This window comes from Porphyromonas pogonae (assembly GCF_036320655.1).
Lineage (GTDB): Bacteria > Bacteroidota > Bacteroidia > Bacteroidales > Porphyromonadaceae > Porphyromonas > Porphyromonas pogonae.
The window spans coordinates 655,338-670,671 of the sequence record NZ_CP143258.1 but is presented as its reverse complement, the minus strand read 5'-3'; the positions used below and the strand labels follow the sequence as shown (position 1 = coordinate 670,671).

The window sequence follows — 15,334 nt, the reverse complement described above, 5'->3', positions numbered from 1 at the left end:
TATTATTCTGTTATTGTTTCTTGCTCTACCTCCGGCAGTTCGTCAGATAGTATGATGCTGGTAGCCCCCAAAGTAATCACCTCTCCGGGTTCTATCCAAGCCCACTCTTTCTTTCCGAGAATGCGCCCGCCAACAAATGTACCCACAAGACTGTCATCATCCTTAACGGCAAATCTTTTAGTTCCGTCAGCTTTGGTCTCAGCCTTGATCACCGCATGGTGCCTCCCCATACTGGGGTCACCGGTAAGTACAGGGATATCCACATCCGTATCCTTGTTGCGTCGTCCTATATGATTAGCACCTTCGTAAATGGCAAATGACTGTCGGTAACCAAAGCCATTCTCAAGTACTATGATTTGTCCCAATACATTTCCCTTGCGAGAGTCATGTCCGGCAGTAGTTTTATTTACAGATGATTTTATCCGTGCTTTTATTTGTCTACCGCAACTCCCACACACCACAGCCAATTTACCATCGATCTTGGCTTGTTCCATTTTTTCATCAGAGATGATGATCTGCTTGTCACATTTGGGACAATGGATTACTTTCACGCTTTCACCTCCTTTTCATCAGATTTCTTGGTGAGGATTTCTTTGTATTTATCAGAATTGTTAAGTATTTCCAGAGCTTTCTCCACAGTCTTATCTTTTATGAGCATTTTCTTTACGGCTCCCTTCTTGTAATAAACTCTCGTCACTATCTCACTATTAATATAGTCTGTAATCTGAGGTTTAAACTTCTCAAGATCTCGGTTTAGATTCGGCTTGAGTTGCTCTTCAAGTTTCTTGATAGTCTCTTGAGCAGAGTCGAGATAGCCTTCAAGTCGAGCTACCTCTTTTAATTTTTCCAACATCTTGCCACTCTGCCTGTCATATTCAAATTTCTTATCGATGAGCATCTTCTTGAAGTCATCATAGTCTTTGTCAGTGATAGAGAATTGTTCCGGCTGGGATATATGAGGGTGCTTGCTCATATAGCCTGTGACATAGTCGAAAGCTATATTGTTGGTAGCAATATAAAAAAGCATGGTGGGCATAGAATCCGGCACCACGGATATATCCGGCAGTATACCACCCGCATCTCTTACCGGTCTGCCACCTGCTGTATGAAATACCTTTGTCAGGCTGTCAGGGGTAACGGTATTGGTATTTCCCTCTCGGGCTTCATGGTAGTCAATACGCTGTATGCACCTGCCACTGGGGATGTAATACTTAGCTGTTGTGAGTTTAATAACTCCACCGTATGGAAGTTGACGAGTGCTTTGTACGAGGCCTTTGCCATAACTTTTTTGTCCGATAACTACTGCTCTATCCATATCTTGCAAAGCGCCTGTAACGATCTCAGCAGCAGAAGCCGACTGACCATCTATCAACACTGTGATAGGAATCTCTGTGTCGACAGGCTTGCTGAATGTCTTAAAGATATTCTCGTCATTGAGGTCAGGACGTCCTTTGGTTGTTACGACCACCTTGCCCTGGGGGACAAATAGATTTACCATCTTTATAGACTCTTCGATCAATCCGCCTCCGTTGCCTCTGAGGTCTATAACCAGACCCTTGATCTTATGATTGGTCTTCAAGTCGTTGAATGCTTTTTTGAAAGCATCGGCGCTTTCTGAGGTAAAACTATTAAAGTTGATATAGCCATTATTACCGGGCAATACTCCATAATATGTTATAGGGTTTACCACCACTATACGTCTCTTGAACTCAAACAACCTGTCTTTTTTCTCAAAAGGTCTGCGTACAAGAATTTTAATTGTAGTTCCCGGCACGCCTTTCAAGGCTTCACTCACTTTTACGGTAGTGGTTTTTCTGAAATCCTTACCATCTATCTCCAAGATTACATCACCGGCCTTGAGCCCGGCTTTATCTGCTGCCATACCTTCGAATGGCTCATTGATCACAACGGTACTATCGGGTCTCTGGGATATAATAGATCCAATGCCTCCATACTCACCCTTAGTAAGGAGCTTGAGCTGATCAGTATCTTCTGCTGCAAAATACTCGGTATAAGGATCAAGACTGCTGAGCATGGCGTCGATACCTTTACGGCTCATCCTATCTACACTCACTGTATCTACGAAGTACCTGTTGATATTGCTCATCACAGAGCCAATTACATCAAGCGAGCGTATATAATTGTACTGGTTAGCAGACTCTTTATTCTCCTTTTTAGGAGTCGGGGTCTGCGCTGAAGAAGAAAGCATAGCTCCAAGTGTCATTAACACACAAAGGCTGATATGTCTGATATTCATATAGGATTTTTTCTTTCTGTTAATTAAGCAATAATACCTTACACCGCACTCAAAGCAATGAGTTTCGGGCTATAAAGTTACCAAACTTTTATAAGGTAACGTTTATTTGGCATATCTAAGTATTTATATTCTCCTCTTACTCCACATGATAAAGTTATATCGAGCATATAACAGTGCGGTTCTTACTCTTCAGCAATTATACCTCGACGAATAAGCTCCTTGACCGATGCTCCCAAAACCCTCACATCCGAAAGTGTTTTGCTACGCCATTCTACCTTCACGGCAGGGGTTCTGAAATACAGGGTTCCGAAGAGCTCCGAAAGCTTGGGTAGTTTCCATCCGCCTCCGGGCATCATAATATGTACAATATCTACCCCCAATTGCATCGTACACAACTGCTGGAGAAGAAACATCGGAGAGGGATCCAAGCCCAAGCGCTCCATATCCGCATACAATACCTCTCGATGAAAAGAAAGGTTGTGAGCGACCAAAACTTTACAACTCAGGACATCTTCAATGAATCGGTTATAAATAATAACGGCGTCATTACCCTCTGATAGCTCTCCTCTACTTATTCCACAGCATTGCAGGCTGTCCGTATCCCTGACTTCTTTTCTCATAATATAACTATGCTCATTCAGGCAGGAACCTTCCTCAGACAATATTTGCCATGACAAAGCAAGCAATACAGGAGTATTATCATGATCTGTATCGAGGTCTTCAGAGGCAATATCCGTAGTCTCTGTATCAAAAAGTAAATAATAAGGAGGTGAAGTACTATTTGTTTCTATACGGGGAACCAATAGTGATGACTCGTGCGCATTGAGGATATGAGCCGGCTTGAAGTTCTCTTGCTCGTATGCAGATATGTCTTTGCGACGGCTAAGTGCAAACCATGCAAATACCAGGACAAAAAGGATACAAGCGATAAGTCCCCAAAGTGTCATGATAAACCTCCTAAGGGATGAAACAGTTGATTATGATTGTAAGCAGACAAAAATGTAATTTATGTGGGAATTATAAATCCATAAATGTAGCATCCTTCTTTATCGCCGCGCTTACCCACGCTTTGGGGACGAAGAGCCAGTTAGCCGGATTTACAGGGTCAATTGTACCCTTACTCTCGAAATATTTCATGAGCAAATACATTTCGTCGTAGGAGGATGTCTCCAATACTCTTGAGGATAATGCCTCGCGGGGTATCTTGGCACCGTCTGTCATGTGACCACCACCGCCACCGCCACGATATGAATTGAGAGCCACACGGTAATGCTTGGCTGATTCAAACGGTTTACCGTCGGACATTTTGTGAATAGTTACACGCTCACCCACCGGTTTGGATACATCTACAATATAGTCTATACCCTGCGCCGCACTGAAGTTGAAGGTGGGGTTTTGTGTCTTATATTTATCCTCCTTCTTGGCATCAGGTCTAAAAAGAAGCAGGTGATCCTGAGCTGACTTCATTTCATTCGTCCATAACCCATAAGAATACTCAAGATAATCTTTAATCTCTTGCCCCGTCATGTCCATCACGTATAAGAAATTCGAAAACGGACAAAACTTAAAGAGATCACGCACATAGATATCACCGGCCTCCACTTTAGCACTCAAGGACAAAGGTGCAGCAAGTGAGATATCAGCTTTTCCTGACTCTAATTGCATATTATGGATTACGGACAAATATCCTGAGGCTCCAAACAAAGCATCTTTTCCATAAACCGTTTTTTTCAATTCACCAACTTTCTTGCCCAAAAACTGCGTCACCGCAGCCTCCTGCGTAATAAACTTAGACATAAAAGCTGTATCGGGGTCAAAAGCATTCAAGTCCGCAAAACCCGCAGTAATATGCTTTTCAATAATTTTATCTCCTTTTTTCTTAATCTGTATCTTGATATCCGAAGCAAAATCAACATGATTGGCAGGATTCATTAGCAGCACAGAGTCGCCGTTGCTGTTTTTCAGCCATCGCATATCTTTTTGGTGGTCATGCCCCAAAAGCATAATATCTATCCCCGACACCTCTTTTGCCAGTGTTTCTCCTGCATTTTCAAGATAGTGAGTATCCGTATTCTTCAGCCCTGTATGCAATAGTGCAACCAAAATATCAGGCTTGACTTCCTTACGTATAAGAGGAATCCAATGTTTTGCCGATTTTATAATATCTTCAAATTCCAATCCTGTCCACATTTTTTGGGGTACCCACTCAGGTATAGCCGGGGTAACCATCCCCACAACAGCCACTTTCACGCCATTGAAATCAAATGTTTTATACGGAGGGAAATAAGGCTTACGTTCAGAAGATTTCAAGCTGATTACATTAGCACCCAATACAGGGAAGTTACACTCCTTTACCCACCGATCATAGATTTCATGCCCCGGCTCTATATCATGATTACCTATACAAGCAGCATCGTACTTCACATAGTTCATTGCAGAAGCCATGAGATGCGGAGCCACCGTATCGATGTAATTGTAGTAATAAGCCGTAGGTTCGCCTTGCAAGATATCACCTCCGTCCAACAACAACACGTTTCTATTTTCTCTACGCACTTCCTTCATCATAGATGAAAGTCTTGCCAGGCTACCGGTACCCTCTTCATTATTAATGAAGTTTTTAGGGAAGACGTTTCCGTGCATATCTGTGGTGTGAATAATACGAAACTCCACCGAAGAAGTTTTGTTACAACTACTAGTTATAGCGCCTGTCAGCACCAGTGATATCAGGCACAGGATATGATAATGAAATGATCTCATAAGATTTCGTGTTTTTAATATTGGTTAAAGATATAAACTTAGAGATAGATAATCAATAAAAACCATAAAATTAATAGACATCAAAGTTACGGAATACCCCAAGCGTCCTCACAATCTGCTCATCAGAATGCCTTGCAGTACCACATTATCCCAATATTTGTGATGTCATACATCTTCATCAGATCGATGGTGCACAACAAACGAAATCAAAACGAAAACGAACCGGAAAAGCAAGCATAAGTCATAAAAATATCGTATATTGCCGAATCGTAAAAGAAAATACCACACGATTTTTTGCAAGACTAATCGAACCATATAAAACATAATGCATCATGAAATTTACGCTGGATAATAACTTGCCGCATTACCCACAGTTTATTGAGGGTATTAGGCGTGCACCCGACCGCGGATTCAGACTCACACCCGATCAAACAAGAACAGCTCTCAAGAATGCTCTCAGATACATACCGAAAGAGTTACATGCTGAGTTAGCTCCCGAGTTTCTTGAAGAACTCAAAACACGAGGCAAAATTTACGGATACAGGTATCGCCCCGAAGGTGATCTCAAAGCCAAAAGCATCGATGAATACAAAGGCAAGTGTATCGAAGGCAAAGCGTTTCAAGTCATGATCAATAATAACCTTGCTTTCGACGTAGCACTCTATCCTTATGAACTCGTGACTTACGGCGAAACGGGGCAGGTGTGTCAGAACTGGATGCAATACCGACTTCTTATCAAATATCTGGAAGAGATCACACAAGACCAAACGTTGGTTGTTGAGAGTGGGCACCCTCTGGGATTATTCAAATCCAAGCCCGAAGCCCCACGCGTCATCATCACTAACTCCATGATGGTAGGACTCTTCGACAATATCAAAGACTGGGAAATAGCCGCACAGATGGGTGTTGCCAATTACGGGCAAATGACGGCCGGCGGGTGGATGTACATCGGCCCGCAAGGTATAGTCCACGGCACTTTCAACACCCTACTCAATGCTGGACGTCAGAAACTGGGCATCAAAACAGGTGAAAACCTCGGTGGTAAGTTATTCGTATCCTCAGGGCTCGGAGGTATGAGCGGGGCTCAACCCAAAGCGGCAGATATAGCCGGGGCAGTATCCATTACCGCCGAAGTAGACAACTCACGCATCGATACCCGATACAATCAAGGATGGGTAAAGCATCGCACAGACTCTATGCAAGAAGCTTTCGACCTTGCCCATAAAGCCATGCAAACCGGAGAGGCTTGTTCCATAGCCTACCATGGCAACATCGTAGATCTGCTGGAGTATGCTCTTGCTCATCATATTCATATTGACCTGCTCTCGGACCAAACCAGTTGTCATGCTGTATATGAAGGAGGGTACTGCCCTGCGAGCCTTAGCTTTGAGGAGCGTACCAAGATGCTCAAGGAAGATCGCAAGCAGTTTTGTGACGAGGTAGACAAAAGCCTGCACCGTCATTTCAACGTTGTAAAAGCGTTGGTTGCTACCGGTACATATTTCTTCGATTACGGCAACGCCTTTATGAAAGCCATCTATGACAGCGGAGTAAAAGAGATTTCCAAAAACGGCATAGACGAAAAAGACGGTTTCATTTGGCCAAGTTATGTGGAAGATATCATGGGACCCGAGCTGTTCGACTACGGTTATGGCCCATTCCGTTGGGTATGTCTCTCTGGCAATCATGAAGATCTTATCAAAACCGATAGGGCTGCTATGGACTGCATAGACCCTGAAAGACGCGAGCAAGACCGCGACAATTACAACTGGATACGTGATGCGGAGGAGAATAAATTAGTTGTGGGCACAGAGGCGCGTATCTTATATCAGGACGCTTTGGGACGAATGAACATTGCACTACGCTTCAACGAGATGGTGCGGAACAAAGAGGTAGGCCCCATCATGCTGGGTAGAGACCACCACGATGTAAGCGGCACAGACTCACCTTTCCGTGAGACATCCAATATCAAAGACGGGAGCAATGTTATGGCTGATATGGCAGTACAGTGCTTTGCAGGCAACGCTGCCCGCGGCATGAGCCTTGTGGCTCTGCACAACGGTGGTGGCGTGGGCGTAGGCAAAGCTATCAACGGCGGCTTCGGTATGGTTCTGGACGGATCAGAGAGAGTAGACACCATCTTGCGTTCTGCCATGTTGTGGGATGTTATGGGTGGTGTGGCACGTCGCTCATGGGCAAGAAATGAGAACGCCATGAAGACAAGTGAGGAGTTCAACAAATCTCACGCCGAGGGCTATCACATCACAATGCCTTACTTGGTCGACGAGCACCTGCTGGATGAGGTCTTGTAAACTAAATCTCTCTATCTCTAAATAAATATTCAGTACAATCCAATCCGGTCCGGAGAAGTATTATCCTACCGGAAATATTTAAAAAACAACAAAATCATGGCATCTTTATCAAGAATCATGGAGTGCGTACCCAATTTCAGTGAAGGACGCGACAGAGAAAAAATCGAAAAGATAGTAAACCCTTTCCGCACCAGAGATGGGGTGAAGCTACTCAACTATAGCAATGACGAAGATCACAACAGACTGGTAGTAACCGTAGTGGGTGAGCCTGAGCCTCTCAAAGAAGCCGTATTGGAAGCAGTAGGTATCGCTGTAGAGCTTATAGACCTGACCAAACATCAAGGACAGCACCCGCGCATGGGTGCCGTGGATGTAATCCCATTCATCCCTATCCGCAACGTAAGCATGGACGAGGCCATAGGGCTCTCCCAACGTGTGGGAGAGGAGATCGGGAGTCGCTATGGCATCCCCGTATTCCTGTATGAAAAGTCCGCCACTTCACCACATCGCGAGAATCTTGCCGCTATTCGCAAGGGCGAGTTCGAAGGTATGGCCGAGAAGATACATCAGCCGGAGTGGCATCCCGACTTTGGGCCGGAAGAGCGTCACCCCACAGCCGGTACTGTAGCTGTGGGGGCCAGGATGCCTCTGGTAGCTTATAATGTAAACCTGAATACAGCCGATCTTGACATCGCCTCAGCTATCGCCAAGAAGGTGCGCTTTATAGGCGGTGGCCTCAGATTCTGTAAAGCCATGGGGGTAGAGCTTAGTGACAGACACATCACACAAGTATCTATGAATCTCACCGACTATACCAAAACATCCGTTTACCGTGCTCACGAGATGGTGAGAATGGAAGCCAAGCGCTATGGTGTAGAGGTAGTAGGCTCCGAAGTGATAGGCCTTGTGCCCATGATGGCGCTCATCGACTGTGCCGAGTATTATCTGGGTATCGAAAATTTCTCCGCTGACCAGATATTGGAATCACGCATGATGGAATAGCCATGAAGCCCGCAGACAACCTATTCATAAAGAACATCGGCCAACTCGTCACTTGCAGAGGATCTCATGCTCGCAGAGGCACGGAGATGGACGACCTGCAAGTGATCGACGGCCCTGCTGCTATCGTAGTGCGCAACGGCTTAGTCGTTTTTGCAGGATCGATGAATGACGTGGACAAGCACCACGTCATAGGGTGTCATGAGTATGACGCCCATGGCGCATGTGTACTGCCGGGTTTCGTAGATAGTCATACACACCTGGTCTTTGGGGGCTACCGTGAGGATGAGTTCCAGTGGCGACTCGCAGGCGACTCTTATATGAGCATCATGCAACGTGGCGGCGGTATAGCCAGCACCATGCAGGCTACGCGCTCCGCTACCGAGGCCGAGCTATTCCAGGGAGCCGGCAAGCACTTGCAGGCTATGCTACGTATGGGAGTCACCACCGTTGAGGCCAAGAGTGGCTATGGTATGGAACTCGACACGGAGCTCAAACAACTTCGGGTGGCACAGAGGCTCAATACCGCACAACCGATAGACATATTCTCCACATTCATGGGGGCGCACGACACTCCTCCGGAGTACAAAGGGCGCGAAGATGAGTTCATCGAATATCTGTGCAAAGAAGTATTGCCTGCCGTGGAGCGAGAGCAACTGGCTCAATGCTGTGACATATTTACGGAAAAAGGAGTGTTCGATCACGACCAGACACGCCTCATGCTCAATGCGGCCAAAGCACACGGGCTCCAAATAAAAATGCATGCCGACGAAATCGTTCCCTTTGGCGGAGCTGAGTTGGCAGCCGAGCTGGGCTGTCTCTCTGCCGATCATCTACTACAGATTTCCCCCGCCGGCATCGAAGCTCTGGCACATAGTAACACCGTGGGCACCTTACTGCCCTGTACGGCTTTTAGTCTCAAAGCAGATTATGCTCCGGCACGTCGCATGATAGACGCCGGCTGCGCCGTAGCGCTGGCATCAGATCTCAATCCCGGTAGTTGCTTTTCCGCATCTGTTCCGCTCATGTTTGCGTTGGCTACCATCTATATGGGTATGACTGTGGAGGAAGCTGTAACTGCGTTTACCATCAACGGAGCTGCGGCTTTGGGGCTAGAGCAAAGCATCGGTAGCATCGAACCCGGCAAGAAAGCCGACTTCGCTATTCTTCATTATCCGTCATACAAATTCCTCTCCTATCACTTCGGCATGAATCTCGTAAAAGCCACAGTGAAAAACGGAGTAGTGTATGATTTTGGATGAAGGGTAAATACTATTCAAGCTTCGTAATAATTAATAAAGTATACAAAGAATAAAACAACAACAACCAATAAAATGAATTTGACAGAACTCACCGTATCAGGTTTTCTGGGCGAAACAGCAGGCCAGGAGCCTGTGCCCGGAGGTGGTAGCATCTCAGCTCTCAACGGAGCCATAGCCGGTGCTTTGGCAGAGATGGTGGCAAACCTCACCATAGGCAAAAAGAAATATGCCGAAGTCGAAGACGAAATGAAACAAATAAGCTCCAAAGCCGATGCAATCTACAAGGAGCTTGTGCTGGACATCGACCGCGACAGCGAAGCGTACAACTTGGTTTTCGATGCTTTCAAACTCCCCAAAGAGACAGACCAAGAGAAAGCTCACCGCTCCGAGCAAATACAGCAGAGCACCAAGCAGGCTGCTCTGGTACCTATGGAGGTAGCACGACGCACACACAGCCTTCTTGATCTTATCGAACAAGTGGTGGCAAAAGGTAATCAGAATGCCATTACAGACGGTTGCGTAGCCATGATGTGTGCACGCACAGCCATCATCGGGGCACTGCTCAATGTGCGCATCAACCTCACTTCGCTCAAAGACGAGCAGTTTGTGAGCGAGCTCAAAGCCGAAGCGGACCGCCTCGAAGAGGATGCTGTGAAGAGAGAAAAAGTGATCCTCGAGCACGTCAAAAATACATTCTAATCAAACCCGGAGCAATCATCGGCAGCAACCATCATAAGAGGAAGCTGCTTTATTGCTCCGGTTCTTCACACCACATGATACAATGAAAACATATAATTTAGGCACCGAACAACTCACCTTAGACTTCCTCAAAAAATATCTGAGTGCACCATGCCATCTCAAACTATCCAAAGATGCCGTAAAACGTATACATCACTGCCGGGAGTATCTAGATAAGAAAGTAGCGCTTAGCGACAAACCTCTCTATGGTATCACCACGGGCTTTGGGTCACTTTGTTGCAAATCCATCTCAGCAGAAGACCTCACTCGCCTTCAGGAAAACCTCGTCAAGAGTCATGCCTGTAGTTGCGGCACAGAAGTGCACCCTGATATCGTGCGCCTCATGCTCCTCCTCAAAGCTTATGCTTTGTCGCTCGGACATAGCGGAGTACAACTAGTGACGGTAGAGCGTATGCTCGATTTGCTCAATCTCGATATTGTACCGGTCGTTTACGACAGGGGTTCACTCGGAGCCTCGGGCGACCTCGCTCCCCTGGCCAATCTCTTTCTCCCTCTCATAGGCGAAGGCGAAGTATATTATAAGAACGAAAAGCGTAACGCCGGAGAGGTACTCAAAGAAGTAGGACTGGAGACGGTGACACTCAAGAGCAAAGAAGGGCTAGCCCTGCTCAACGGCACCCAGTTTATGAGTGCACATGGGGTGTATGCCCTCATCAAAGCCGAACGTATCGCCCAGGCAGCCGACTATCTTGCGGCTCTCTCTTTGGAAGCATTCGATGGTCTCGAAGCTCCTTTTACCGAGCAACTGCACACCATACGCCCTCACGAAGGGCAGATAGCCGTAGCTCGCCATATGAGAGAACTACTTCAGGGAAGCAAACAGATCAGTCGCCCCAAAAAGCAAGTGCAAGACCCCTACTCTTTCCGCTGTGTACCACAAGTGCATGGAGCCAGCCGCGATGCTATCAACTATGTCAAAAGCGTAGTAATCCGTGAGATCAACTCCGTAACGGACAATCCCACTGTTTTCCCCGACGAAGAGATGATACTTTCGGGAGGTAACTTCCACGGGCAACCTCTCGCCATCGTTTATGACTTCTTGGCTATCGCTCTGGCCGAGCTGGGTAATATCTCCGAGAGAAGGGTAGCTCAACTGATACTGGGGCTACGCAACCTCCCCGAATTCCTTGTTGCCAACCCGGGGCTCAACTCCGGCTTCATGATACCGCAATATGCTGCCGCCTCTATGGTCAGTAAAAATAAGATGTACTGCTACGCTGCATCCAGTGATAGCATAGTCAGCAGCAACGGGCAGGAAGACCACGTGAGCATGGGTGCCAACGCTGCTACCAAGCTACTGCCTATCATAGACAATCTGGAGCATATATTCGCTATAGAGCTGATGAATGCGGCTCAGGCGTTTGAGTTCAGGAGACCTGTCAAAACATCCAAGACGCTTGAGGCCATGCTCGCCGCATTCCGCAAGGAGGTGCCCAGAGTGGAAGACGATGTAGTGATGTACAAGCAGATACAACAAAGCGTAGAGTTTGTCCGCTCATACAAGTTCAACAAATAGCAGTGCTGTATAGCATAGTGGAACTTCTTTACCAATAGCAGCATTTACCTTAGCAGAAATACACAGGCACGTCCTCAACAGGAGGCACAATAGATCCCCCCCTTTCTGATCTGTAACCAATGGGCATGCCACATACCCTCGTGCTGATATGCAAGCATAGGCCCAATACAGATTGGTATATTGCTCGAAATTACGATTATAAACCTTACTACGGATCCATTCCGAATGATGGGGAAGAAGTCTTACGGCACTTAACGTCGGGGGCTTCTTCTTTTTTTCATCCAAGCCTGAAGATATCACCATAGACCTTGGGGAGTACCTTTGGGGATGCTCTCTTTAAGGGGGCCAACCTTTGCAGCACCTACTAACTTATTGCTGTTCCCTCAATCTAAAAAAGACGAGGCTGTGAATCTCCGGCCCTAGCATTTGGATAGTAGCCTGTATTTTAGGCATAAGCTCCACTCCGCTCCCTACATAAGCCGTGCTGTAATAAAGAGGTTGTGTATGCCACCTATAATTTGAACGTGGGAGTAAAGCCAACCCATAATACGATATTTGATCTCTTCATTGTAAAAAGGTTACATTGTTGTAGTAAGATCCCGAGATTTAATATAACCTTGAGATTACATATATAATATAATTCCAATCGTAACATCTACAGCTATGAAGTGGCATTGTGGACCTTGACCTTCGAATTTAAACAAATGAACTACAAGAAAATTATCCATTCTAAAACAACTATTATAGTACTGCTCACTTTAGTAAACTCTATTTTCTTTACAGTAAACAAACCATCTTTTAGAGTTAAAGACATCCTTTGGTTGTGGATCATATCATTAGTAACAGCACTGTATATACCCTCTAGAGCAGAAAAAATACATGCTCATCTCTGTAAATCCACCGAAAAAGAGAAAAGCAATTTCTAAACCAAATCGCACCCTGTATGGGAGCGTAATAGATATTCATAATCACTACGTTATGCAACTGTTGTTTTATGATCATAGCCCACAGGCTACCTTGTCACAGATGAGGCACCACTGACCTCATGCAACTGTAGCGCATCCGTTTTCCATTGAATAGAGCAAGATATTACAGACAAAACAACTGAAAAGGGCTCCATTCAATTTGCAATTATTAACATTAGCCCAAATACCCACAAATCATTGCAACAGTATTTAACCCTACGGGGGATAGACTATTATTAAAAAACAGACACCGAAGGAGTAGAAGTTTCAAAATAAATCTGCTAACTCCCTATTTGATTTCAAGTTCTGAGGGTAAGTAAAGGTCCTTAATACAAGATTTTAATGTAGGATGAAGGTACTGTAGTGATAGGGCAAACGCTCTGTGTCTTAACTAAAACGTTGCAGTGTTTTAGTTAAAACACCAAAATAGTTTAACTGTGATATTGCGGTACTTTAACTGTAATAGATCTGTATCTTAACTAAAATGTTGAATCATTTTAGGTGTAAAAGGTGAATATTATATCAATAGAAAGGGGATAAATACTCACAGCTCGAAAGCAACAATAGCTTCCGAGCTGTGAGTATGTTTATAGGTGATGACTCCTTATATAATGGTGAGATAACGTAGACTTATGAGAGACCTGCAAGAATGAGACTACGTTGGGGGCACAACGTCACAGGATGTAAAGCCTTGTGCATGTAAAAACTGAAATAAACAAACAAAAGCATGCAAATACCGTACACCTCATATATACGGGATAGAGGTGTGGAGCTTCGGTTTGGTACTATAACAAACTGGGCTCCATTACAGATGATGCAGATGCAAATGAATATGGAGAGGATAATAAAATAAACAATCATGGCGTGTGAAATAAAAAAATATACTCCTGCAAATATACAATGACGAGCCCCCCGCTGTCAAGCTAATCTATACACATATCTCAACGATTTAACATACTTTTATTCAATTTATTGCATTGTATCCTCGTTGTTTTTTTCGTATCTTTATATATGTAACTTAACATTTTCAGGCGTCATAAAAGATGCACGTATCGCTAAGCGATTATATTTCGTCTTGGCAGCAATGACACGTCGTGTGGACGGGGTCATGAACAGTTGTTTTAAGAATCATGCAGAAAGGCAGGGGGCTTATCGACTCCTAAATAATAAAAGATGGAAAATGGATCAGTTTTTGGACTGCGTTACCGCAAATAGCGCACAATGTTGCAAAGATCTTAAGCATGTGCTTTGCATTCAGGATACTACAGAGTTTACTTTTGATAATATCAGTGGCAGATTAAACCCTAATGACGAAGATTATGGGTATGGAACCAACAAGAGTTCGGAGTACAGCATCTTTGCTCATCCTTGCTTGCTCTTTGACCCTGAGACGGAAACCCCTATGGGTTATAGTTCGATTGAGTTGTATAACAGAGATCGCAAAGACGCACGCCAGAAGAAACAGCTGCGTAAAAAAATTGGATTTAATGAGAAAGAATCGTCTCGTTGGGCTGCATCGGCTAAAATGGCAAACGCAAATTTGCCAGAAAATTTACGTAAAACCATGGTGGGTGATCGTGAGAATGATATCTACACCGTCATGAGTAAGACGTTGGAAGAAGGATGTGATTTTCTGATTCGCTCCATTCACAATCGGCTTCTCGAGGGAGATTCAAAATCTAAAAAAGAACGTATCATCGAATGGTTGGATAAACAACCGGTTAGTTTCAGTTGCACATCCCAGATCACTAGGCAAAATGGGCGTAAACCTCGCAAGGCGTTGTTCGACGTCAAATATGCACCAGTCACTTTCGGCAACACAGGTAATGGTAAAGACGATGTTTCAAAGAGTATTAGCTGCCACTACGTTCATGTCAGAGAAGATGCCGGTAGCGTTCCCGAGGGTGAAAAGCCTATCGAATGGCGTTTGCTCACCTCGCACGAAGTAAAGAGTAAGGAAGATGCACTCCGGATTATACAGTGGTACAAGTATCGATGGCATATCGAAGAAGTCTTTAGATTAATGAAAACCAAAGGCTTGGGTATTACCTCTGCCCAATTAGAAAACGGTATGGCGATGAAAAAGCTTATGGCAATGGGGTTCTATGTTGTGCTAAAGTGTATGACTCTAAAGAAAAAATATGACACTGCCAATGAGAGCGTTTCATGTAATCGACTCTTTACAGAGGAAGAGTGCGAGATGCTGCATCTAGAGATGGAAATGCTACATAAAGAGTCTCCTCGATCAAAAGATGGGAATAATCCTTTTCGGGAAGATTCGTTAGCTTGGGCTTCGTGGATAATAGCCCGACTGGGATCATGGAAAGCTTATGTAAAATCTGGCGGACCTCCAGGATATAATACCATGTGCAAAGGTCTAAAGGTTTTCCATGAGCACCTCACTGTACTATCTTTCATGAAACAAAAAAATTAAAAGATGTGTATAAAGATTAGGCTGTCAAGAGGGGTATGCTAAAAAATGTAAACACCCCATGCTACAGATAACA

The 15,334-nt window shown here is 44.9% G+C and carries 11 protein-coding genes; 6 read left to right on the top strand and 5 right to left on the bottom strand.

Going from position 1 to position 15,334, the window contains the following annotated elements:
* Positions 1-2: 2 nt before the first annotated feature.
* The 4 genes from VYJ22_RS02615 to VYJ22_RS02600 form a co-directional block, all read right to left on the bottom strand.
* Positions 3-551 carry an FHA domain-containing protein gene (locus VYJ22_RS02615; RefSeq protein WP_329904882.1) on the bottom strand — a complete coding sequence of 183 codons (549 nt, stop codon included), beginning with the start codon at positions 549-551 and terminating at the stop codon, positions 3-5.
* The gene (locus VYJ22_RS02610) at positions 548-2,224 is read right to left on the bottom strand and encodes a S41 family peptidase (protein ID WP_329904881.1); all 1,677 of its coding nucleotides are present in this window, start codon (positions 2,222-2,224) and stop codon (positions 548-550) included. Before VYJ22_RS02610 ends, VYJ22_RS02615 begins: the two co-directional genes overlap by 4 nt.
* A gap of 215 nt (positions 2,225-2,439) precedes the next feature.
* The gene (locus VYJ22_RS02605; protein WP_329904880.1) at positions 2,440-3,204 is read right to left on the bottom strand and encodes a hypothetical protein; all 765 of its coding nucleotides are present in this window, start codon (positions 3,202-3,204) and stop codon (positions 2,440-2,442) included.
* Between the two features lie 70 nt (positions 3,205-3,274).
* Positions 3,275-5,014: a bifunctional metallophosphatase/5'-nucleotidase gene (locus VYJ22_RS02600; RefSeq protein WP_329904879.1), complete on the bottom strand. Its 1,740-nt coding sequence runs from the start codon at positions 5,012-5,014 to the stop codon at positions 3,275-3,277.
* Positions 5,015-5,346: 332 nt separating this feature from the next.
* Between VYJ22_RS02600 and VYJ22_RS02595 the strand changes: the two genes are divergently transcribed.
* The 5 genes from VYJ22_RS02595 (at position 5,347) to hutH (ending at position 11,862) form a co-directional block, all read left to right on the top strand.
* Complete coding sequence (locus VYJ22_RS02595) at positions 5,347-7,326, top strand: urocanate hydratase (protein WP_329904878.1); 1,980 nt, start codon at positions 5,347-5,349, stop codon at positions 7,324-7,326.
* Positions 7,327-7,422: 96 nt separating this feature from the next.
* The gene (ftcD, locus tag VYJ22_RS02590; protein ID WP_329904877.1) at positions 7,423-8,328 is read left to right on the top strand and encodes a glutamate formimidoyltransferase; all 906 of its coding nucleotides are present in this window, start codon (positions 7,423-7,425) and stop codon (positions 8,326-8,328) included.
* Between the two features lie 2 nt (positions 8,329-8,330).
* A complete protein-coding gene (hutI, locus tag VYJ22_RS02585; protein ID WP_329904876.1) occupies positions 8,331-9,587 on the top strand; it encodes an imidazolonepropionase in 1,257 nt (418 codons plus the stop codon).
* Positions 9,588-9,659: 72 nt separating this feature from the next.
* Positions 9,660-10,286: a cyclodeaminase/cyclohydrolase family protein gene (locus VYJ22_RS02580; protein ID WP_329904875.1), complete on the top strand. Its 627-nt coding sequence runs from the start codon at positions 9,660-9,662 to the stop codon at positions 10,284-10,286.
* Positions 10,287-10,368: 82 nt separating this feature from the next.
* On the top strand, positions 10,369-11,862 hold the full coding sequence (gene hutH, locus VYJ22_RS02575) for a histidine ammonia-lyase (protein ID WP_329904873.1): 1,494 nt from the start codon (positions 10,369-10,371) through the stop codon (positions 11,860-11,862).
* Here the strand turns inward: hutH and VYJ22_RS02570 are convergent.
* Positions 11,842-12,165 carry a hypothetical protein gene (locus VYJ22_RS02570; RefSeq protein ID WP_329904871.1) on the bottom strand — a complete coding sequence of 108 codons (324 nt, stop codon included), beginning with the start codon at positions 12,163-12,165 and terminating at the stop codon, positions 11,842-11,844. The two genes, hutH and VYJ22_RS02570, sit on opposite strands and share 21 nt — an antisense overlap.
* Before the next feature lie 1,746 nt (positions 12,166-13,911).
* Between VYJ22_RS02570 and VYJ22_RS02565 the strand changes: the two genes are divergently transcribed.
* Positions 13,912-15,261 (top strand): IS4 family transposase, encoded by a 1,350-nt coding sequence (locus VYJ22_RS02565; protein ID WP_329903389.1) that lies wholly within the window; start codon positions 13,912-13,914, stop codon positions 15,259-15,261.
* Positions 15,262-15,334: the final 73 nt, after the last annotated feature.